A 7,622-nucleotide genomic window follows, 5' to 3' on the forward strand; every position below is an offset into this window, starting at 1 on the left:
GAATATAGGACTTATGTGGGCTAACTAGGCACACACCCAGCGATCGACGTAAATGTTTTTTTTATGTGGATCCGGCGCCCCCAGGGATCTACCCAGGGAGTCTCGCCGGCAGCGACAGATGTGTATAAGAGCCGGCGGTAAAGGTGCGTCTGCCGGGCCGGGCCCGGGCCGAAGAGCCCCCCCAGCCACCCCGGCCCCGCCATGCCGCCACCGCTCTCGGGCACGCCGAAAGGATGCGCGGACTGTGACCAGGCCGGACCCGCCCACGCCAGCAGCGCCGCCAGCGCGAGCGCCAGGACCGGGGACCAGGCGCGCAACGTGCCGGCCGGCCGCATCACGGGCAGCGAACCTCGATGCGATGCGTCAGGCCCTTGGTGATGGCGAACAGTTCTTCCGGCAGCGCGTCCGGGTCGGCCGGAATCGCGGCCAGCTGCTGCATGGTGTTCCAATCCAGTTCCTTGGGCTTGCGGTAGGCCCGGTTGCAGGCCGCGGCCTGCGGCCCGCCCAGCGTGACCGCGTCCTTTTCGTCGAACGCGTAGGCGACGAAATAGGTCGGGTCATAGATGTCGATCTGCGCGCCGTCCGCGCCCAGCGCCATGGGCTCGGCCAGCGGCAGCGTGAAGGCCAGCGACAGGCGGCCGGCCTTCGCGTCCCAGTCCACGCGCGCATCGCGCGGCGCGGCGAAAGCCGCGCTCTTGCCATCCACGGACACGCGCGTGAAGTAATGCGAGATCGGCTCGCCCAGCGCCTTCATCCAGTCGCGCGCCATGCCGGCGCGCGTGTCGGCGGCCAGCGAGCCATCCTTGCTTTTCTTCAGGCCCTGCGTGGCATAGGCGCCGAACATCTCGTCGAATCGCCAGACCTGCCGCACGGCGGTGATGCGCTTGTCCGCGTCCAGGTCGATCACCGCGCGCGCGTCGATCCACATGTGGGGATGCGCGCTGGCGGCCGAGGCCGCCAGCAGGCCGGCGGCAACGCTCAGGGCTGCAAGGCCGCGGCGAGTTGGCGTGCGTTCCATTCAAACATTTCCAGGTAGGTGGCGCCGGGCTGTCCAGGCTTGGACAGGGCATCGGAATAGAGCGTACCACCCACCTTCGCGCCGGTTTCGCGCGCGATCTGCTGCACCAGCCGGGGGCTGGTGATGTTCTCGACAAACACGGCCGGCACGCGCTCGCGCTTGACCTGTTCGATGATGCGGGCCACGTCGGCGGCCGACGGTTCGGCGGCGGTGGACACGCCGGCCACGGCGATGAACGTCACGCCGTAGGCATCGCCGAAATAGCCGAACGCGTCGTGCGAGGTGACAACCTTGCGGCGCTCGGCGGGAATCGCGGCGAAGGTCTGGCGGATCGCGGCGTCCAGCTTCTCGATGCGCGCGCCATAGGCGAGCGCGCGCTGGCGATAGGCGTCGGCATGGGCGGGATCCGCCGCCGCCAGGCCCTCGGCCACGTTGCGCGCGTAGCGCGCGCCGTTGGCCAGGTTCTGCCACGCGTGCGGATCGGCGTCGCCGTGGTGATGATGGTGCCCGCCCTTGTCGCCATCGGCATCGCCTTTGCCATGGTCGTGGTCGTGGCCATGGTCATGCCCGCCGCCGGCGAACTTGCGCGGCGTCACGCCTTCGGACGCCACCACCTTCCTGCCGGCGAAGCCCGAGGCCTTTTCCAGCCGCGGCAGCCAGGCCTCGAAGTCCAGGCCATTGACGACCAGCAGCTGCGCGCCAGCCAGCTTCTTGGCATCCGCGGGCGTGGGCTCGTATTCGTGGGCGTCGCCATCGGGACCGACCAGCGTGCTCACGCTCACATCCTTTCCGCCAACCTCGCGCACGATGTCGCCCAGGATGGAAAAGCTGGCCACCACCTTCAGCGGTTCGGCCGCGTAGGCCGGCGTCAGGGCGGCGGACAGGCACAGGCCGGCGGCGGCCAGCAGGGCGCGCCGGCGCGGCGCGGAGATGAAATCGTTCATGGCGGTCTCCGGAAGAATCAGGCGCGGCCGGCAAGACGGCGCGCCCGCAGCAGCCCGCCCCGCGGGCCGCCGACGATGGAAAAGGGGTAACAGCCGCCCGCGGCCAGGATGATGGCGGGCGAGGCGGGCACATTGAAGTGATAGGAAACCAGCAGGCCGGCCACGGACGAGAACAGCCCCAGCCCGACCGCCAGCGGAATCTGGCGCGCGGCCGACAGCGCCCAGAAGCGGGCCGATGCGGCGGGCAGCATCATCATCCCCACCACCATCAGCGTGCCCAGCACCTGGAAGCCCGCCACCAGGTTCACCACCACCAGCACCAGGAAGCCCATGTGCACCCAGCCGCCCGCGCCGCCGCTGGCGCGCAGGAATCCCGGGTCCAGGCATTCAGCCACCAGCAGGCGGTAGATGGCGGCCACCGCCAACAGCGTGACGCTGGCCGTGCCCGTGACCAGCAGCAGGGCATCGTCATCCAGCCCCAGCACGGTGCCGAACAGCACGTGCAGCAGGTCCATGTTGGAGCCGCGCAGCGACACCAGCAGCACGCCCAGGCCCAGCGAGATCAGATAGAAGGCGGCGAAGCTGGCGTCCTCGCGCAGCGGCGTGAGCCGCGCCACCAGGCCCGACAGCAGCGCCACCGCCAGGCCGGTCAGGATGCCGCCCAGCATCATGGCCCACAACGACAGCCCGGACAGCAGGAAGCCCGCCGCCACGCCCGGCAGAATGGCGTGCGACATGGCGTCGCCCATCAGGCTCATGCGCCGCAGCACCAGGAACACACCCAACGGCGCGGCGCCCAGCGACAGCGCGCAGGCGCCGGCCAGGGCGCGCCGCATGAAGCCGTAGTCCAGGAACGGCGAAACGATCCAGCCGGCCAGCGTCATGCCAGGCTCCCGCCTTGCCGCTCGCGCGCGGCGCGTAGATGCGCCTCGCTCAAGGTCTCTTCCGTGCGACCCCAGGCCACGACGGATCCGGACAGCAGCAGGCATTGCGGAAAATGGCCGCGCACGACGTCCAGGTCGTGCAGCACGGCGATCACGGTGCGGCCCTGCTGGTGCAGGCCGCAGAGCAGCGCCATGAGCTGATCGGCGGTATGGCTGTCCACGGCGGCGAAGGGCTCGTCCAGCAGCAGCACCGGCGCATCCTGCACCAGCATGCGCGCGAACAGCGCGCGCTGCATCTGGCCGCCGGACAGGGCATCCAGGCCGCGGCCCGCCTCGGCGGCCAGGCCCACGGTCTCCAGCGCCTGCATGCAGCCGTCGAGTTCCTCGCCACGGTAGCGGCGCCAGGCGCCGACCCGCCGCCAGGCGCCCATCGCCACCAGGTCCAGCACCGTCATGGGAAAACTGCGATCCAGCTCGGCGGCCTGCGGCAGCCACGCCAGGCCGGCGCGGCCCGCGCCGGCGATCCGCAAGGCGCCGGCCATCGGGGGCAGCACGCCCATGATGCCCTTGATCAGCGTGGACTTGCCGGCGCCGTTCGGACCGACCACCGCCGTCATGCCGCCGGCGGCGAAGCTGCCGGAGACGGAACGCAGCACCGGATGCCCGTGCCAGCCGAAGGAGATCTGGTCGAGTTCGATGACGGCACCGGCGGCGGCGCAACCCACGGTGGACCCGGGCGGCAGCGCGGCGCTCATGCGCCCCACCAACCCAGCGCCCAGCTGGTCAGCGCCCACAGGCCGCCGGCGGCCAGCGCCGCGCCGGCCATGCGGCGCCATGCGGAAGCCAGGAAAGCGGAACGGGCAAGACTCCGCGCGGGCGTGGCGCCCGGCCTCGGCGGCAGAAGCGTGAAGTGGGACATACGGCGAAAAACAGGAAAAGGCGGCGGGCGGCGGAGCCGGGAGGAGCTGAGCTCAGGCTAGTTTCTATTATGTTATATCATAACCAATCAACTTGGATTTTCCCGGACCCGCCCGCATCTGGAGGTTTTCTGCTACCTTCCAGCCATCGCGCGCGCGGCGCGCGTGCTTCACCCCCTTGATAGATATCGCCCGCCATGCCCGCTACGCCCCGCTCTCCCCGCAGTGACACCGTAGGCGCCCAGCTCAGCGTCGCCGAGGCGCTGTGCGAACAGCGCGGACGCCGCCTCACGCCCATCCGTCGCAAGGTGCTGGAACTGCTGCTGCGCCACGGCCGCAGCCTGAAGGCCTATGAATTGCTGGACGCCATGCGCGAAGTGCACCCCGGCGCGGCGCCCCCGACCGTCTACCGGGCGCTGGATTTCCTGATGGACGAAGGCCTGGTCCACCGCCTGGACGCCGTCAACGCCTGGAGCGCCTGCCACGACGCCGGCGGCGCGCCGCATGATCTGCTGGTGGTCTGTACCGGCTGCGGCGCGGTGGCCGAACTGTCCGATCCCGCCATGAGCCGCCAGCTGGCCGAACGCGTGGCCCAGACCGGTTTCACGCTGGCCACCCACGAAACCGAGATCCGCGCGCTCTGCCCGCAGTGCCAGCAGAAGCAGCCCGCCGACGCCGGCCACCACAACCACCGGCACTGAGCACCGTCCGGCAAGGGCAGCGACAGGGGCGGACAATCCGCCCCTTTTATTTTGCAATCTGCGTCCGCCCCAATAGCCGCCGCGCGCATCGCACAGGCTTCCCCCAAACGCGGTCGCGCGGAGCCGGCTCCGCCGGTCCGCAGCGGCGCCCCCTTGAGGGGGACGCGCCGCAGGCGCTCGGGGGTGGGCCTCCCCCTCGGAAGCGCCGCAGGCGCTTCGGGGGTGGACCTTCCCATGGCCTCCCCTACTCTTGAAACCGGGCAAACCGCCCCCAAATAGTGGTATCGCCCGATACTTGACGGCGTACAGCCGCGATCTGGCCGGGCTCCGGCCCCGGGTTATTCCGGGGGTTTGCCCCCCGCCCCCGACTGTGCTGTAATCCTGCGTCCGGTCGCCTTTGGCGGCCTTCGCAGCCCGTGGCAGAACGACATCCGGCAGGTGGCTGCACCGATCGCAGCGCCGGCTTGGCGGCCCTGGCGGGCCAGGAGACGCAACGCGTCCTGGCAGTCACAGTGCCGGCAATCCGCGAAAGATCGGCTCACATCCACCGGCACGCCCACTTGGCGGTCGCCGCAGGCGGCGCCGCCGGGCCGCCCGCCTAGTCCCTGTCTGTTTAACTTCACGCAAGCAGCTTCGCCATGAACACCCCGCGCAGTTTGGACAAAATGGTTCCCGTCACCATCCTCACCGGCTTTCTCGGTGCGGGCAAGACCACCCTGCTCAAGCGCATCCTGACCGAATTCCATGGCCGCCGCGTCGCGGTCATCGAAAACGAATTCGGACCGGAAAGCATCGACAACGACCTGCTGGTGCAGGACCGCGACGAGGAAATCATCGAGCTGTCCAACGGCTGCGTCTGCTGCACGGTCCGCGGCGACCTGATGCGCACGCTGTCCGACCTGCGTGCCAAGCGCCAGGCCGGCGAGCTGAACTTCGAGCGCGTCATCCTGGAAACCACCGGCATGGCCAACCCCGGCCCGGTGTGCCAGACCTTCTTCATGGACGACGACATCGCCGAGTACTACCGCCTGGACGCGGTGGTGACGGTGGTCGACGCCAAGCACGGCATGGTCACGCTGGACGAACAGTCCGAAGCGCAGAAGCAGGTCGGCTTCGCCGATCGCATCCTGATCTCCAAGCGCGACCTGGTCAACGAAGCCGACTACGAAGCGCTGCGCAACCGCCTGGTGCACATGAACCCGCGCGCGCCGATCACGCCGGTCAACTTCGGCGAAGTGGACCTGAAGTCCATCATCGACATCAGCGGCTTCAACCTGAATTCCATTCTCGACATCGACCCGGACTTCCTGGCCGATGAGCACCCCGACGCGGCCCACAACCATGCCCACGGGCATGACCACGGCCACGATCACGGCCATGGCCACGATCACGACGATCATGAGCACGCCGGCGAGTGCGGGGCGCATTGCAATCATGCCCATCACCATCATCACCACCAGCACGACGACGAGATCGGCGCCTTCGTGTTCCGCTCGAACAAGCCGTTCGATCCGGCCCGCCTGGAAGAATTCCTGGGCGGCGTGGTGCAGGTCTATGGTCCCGACCTGCTGCGCTACAAGGGCATCCTGTACATGAAGGGCATCAACCGCCGCATGTTGTTCCAGGGCGTGCACATGATGATGGGCGCCGAACCCGGCAAGCCGTGGACCGCGGCCGAAAAACCGTCGACCAAGATGGTCTTCATCGGACGCAAGCTGCCCCAGGAAATTTTCACCCGGGGCTTGGAGCAGTGCCTGGCGGGGTAAACCCCCGTCCTGGATACGTGACGCAATGCGACGAAGGCAGTACTGTGAGGTACGAATAGCGTAGGCAGAAGGCAGCACGAACCGGGAAGGGATCCCGCGCCAGGATCGATTCATAGTGGAGTGTTTACATGGCTACCAAGGCAGCAACCAAGAAATCAAGCAAGTCGACGAGCGATACGGCGATTGATCTGCCCAGCGAAAAAGAATTGCTGGCCATGCCCGAGTCCGACTATATGAACGAACGCCAGCTGGCGTTCTTCAAGGAACGGCTCAAACAACTCGAACAGGACATCCTGGCCAACGCTGGCGAGACCACCGAGCACCTGCGGGAAACCCAGTTCGTGCCGGACCCCGCCGACCGCGCCACGATCGAGGAAGAGCACGCGCTGGAACTGCGCACGCGCGATCGCGAGCGCAAGCTGCTCAAGAAGGTACAGCAGTCCATCGCCCGCATCGACAGCGGCGAATATGGCTGGTGTGAGGAAACCGGCGAACCCATCGGCATCCCCCGCCTGCTGGCCCGCCCCACGGCCACCCTGTCGCTGGAAGCGCAGGAACGCCGCGAAATGCGCCAAAAACTCTACGGCGACTGAGCTTGCCCCCCGAAGCGCTTACGCGCTTCCCCCAGGGGCACCGCTACGGACCGGAAGGTTGAGACCCGCCCCCGAGCGCTACGCGCTTCCCCCCAGGGGCGCCGTTACGGACCGGCAAAACCGGCTCCGTGCGGCCCCGATGAAGTGGCATCGGCTTCATGCGTCGGGAGTGGCTGGGGGGGGTGACAGGGTGGTTTTGCAGATACGTTCCGTAATCCGTCCGTCGTGCTGAAAGGCTATGCTGGTTTCCAGCATGGCCTTTTTCTTTTTCCGGAACGAAGATGGCCATGCGGCGGTTCCGGGTCGATGACGCGCCTTGTGCCGCCCGGTCTTTGTCCGCTTCCAGGCCGCTGCGCCGCGCCTTGAATTTTTCCGGCCCGCCCCCAGCTAGTCCTTTCAAAGGAAGGAACGCATGGAACAATTTCACGCCACCACCATCGTGTGCGTGCGTCGCGGCAACCGCGTCGCACTGGGCGGCGATGGCCAGGTCACCCTGGGCAACATCGTCATCAAGGGCACGGCGCGCAAGATCCGCCGCCTGTACCACGACAAGATCCTGGCCGGCTTCGCCGGCGCCACCGCCGACGCGTTCACGCTGCAGGAGCGCTTCGAGGCCAAGCTCGAGAAGCACCAGGGCAACCTGATGCGCGCGGCGGTCGAACTCACCCGCGACTGGCGCACCGACCGCGTGCTGCGCCGCCTGGAAGCCATGCTGATCGTGGCCGACGCCGAGCACACGCTGGTGCTGACCGGCAACGGCGACGTGCTCGAGCCCGAGCACGTCGCCGTTGCCGGTCAG

8 protein-coding genes are annotated in these 7,622 nt (G+C 68.1%); 4 read left to right on the forward strand and 4 right to left on the reverse strand.

Annotated elements, in window-relative coordinates; translation table 11 throughout:
- Window positions 1-334: 334 nt before the first annotated feature.
- The 4 genes from KDH83_RS28280 to KDH83_RS28295 are packed head-to-tail and all read right to left on the reverse strand — an operon-like array spanning window position 335 to window position 3,601.
- Entirely contained in the window at window positions 335-1,018 is a 684-nt protein-coding gene (locus tag KDH83_RS28280) for a DUF1007 family protein (protein WP_212321878.1), read from the reverse strand.
- Window positions 979-1,962, reverse strand: a complete 984-nt coding sequence (locus KDH83_RS28285; RefSeq protein ID WP_212321880.1) for a zinc ABC transporter substrate-binding protein — start codon at window positions 1,960-1,962, stop codon at window positions 979-981. Before KDH83_RS28285 ends, KDH83_RS28280 begins: the two co-directional genes overlap by 40 nt.
- A 17-nt stretch (window positions 1,963-1,979) precedes the next feature.
- Window positions 1,980-2,846, reverse strand: coding sequence for a metal ABC transporter permease (locus KDH83_RS28290; protein ID WP_212321882.1), 867 nt, complete (start codon window positions 2,844-2,846; stop codon window positions 1,980-1,982).
- Entirely contained in the window at window positions 2,843-3,601 is a 759-nt protein-coding gene (locus KDH83_RS28295; protein ID WP_212321884.1) for an ABC transporter ATP-binding protein, read from the reverse strand. The genes KDH83_RS28290 and KDH83_RS28295 overlap by 4 nt, the downstream gene beginning before the upstream one ends.
- A 359-nt stretch (window positions 3,602-3,960) precedes the next feature.
- On the opposite strand from KDH83_RS28295, the gene KDH83_RS28300 reads away from it, so the two are divergent.
- The 4 genes from KDH83_RS28300 to hslV all read left to right on the forward strand — a co-directional run.
- Window positions 3,961-4,464 carry a Fur family transcriptional regulator gene (locus KDH83_RS28300; RefSeq protein WP_103271601.1) on the forward strand — a complete coding sequence of 168 codons (504 nt, stop codon included), beginning with the start codon at window positions 3,961-3,963 and terminating at the stop codon, window positions 4,462-4,464.
- Window positions 4,465-5,102: 638 nt separating this feature from the next.
- Complete coding sequence (locus KDH83_RS28305) at window positions 5,103-6,230, forward strand: GTP-binding protein (RefSeq protein WP_212321886.1); 1,128 nt, start codon at window positions 5,103-5,105, stop codon at window positions 6,228-6,230.
- A 128-nt stretch (window positions 6,231-6,358) separates the two neighbouring features.
- Window positions 6,359-6,823 carry an RNA polymerase-binding protein DksA gene (gene dksA / locus KDH83_RS28310; protein ID WP_006389752.1) on the forward strand — a complete coding sequence of 155 codons (465 nt, stop codon included), beginning with the start codon at window positions 6,359-6,361 and terminating at the stop codon, window positions 6,821-6,823.
- A gap of 412 nt (window positions 6,824-7,235) precedes the next feature.
- Window positions 7,236-7,622, forward strand: a 387-nt coding sequence (gene hslV, locus KDH83_RS28315) for an ATP-dependent protease subunit HslV (RefSeq protein ID WP_212321888.1), incomplete at its 3' end; no start/stop codon positions are given.

It is taken from the genome of Achromobacter sp. Marseille-Q0513, from assembly GCF_018195695.1.
Taxonomy (GTDB): Bacteria; Pseudomonadota; Gammaproteobacteria; order Burkholderiales; family Burkholderiaceae_B; genus Achromobacter.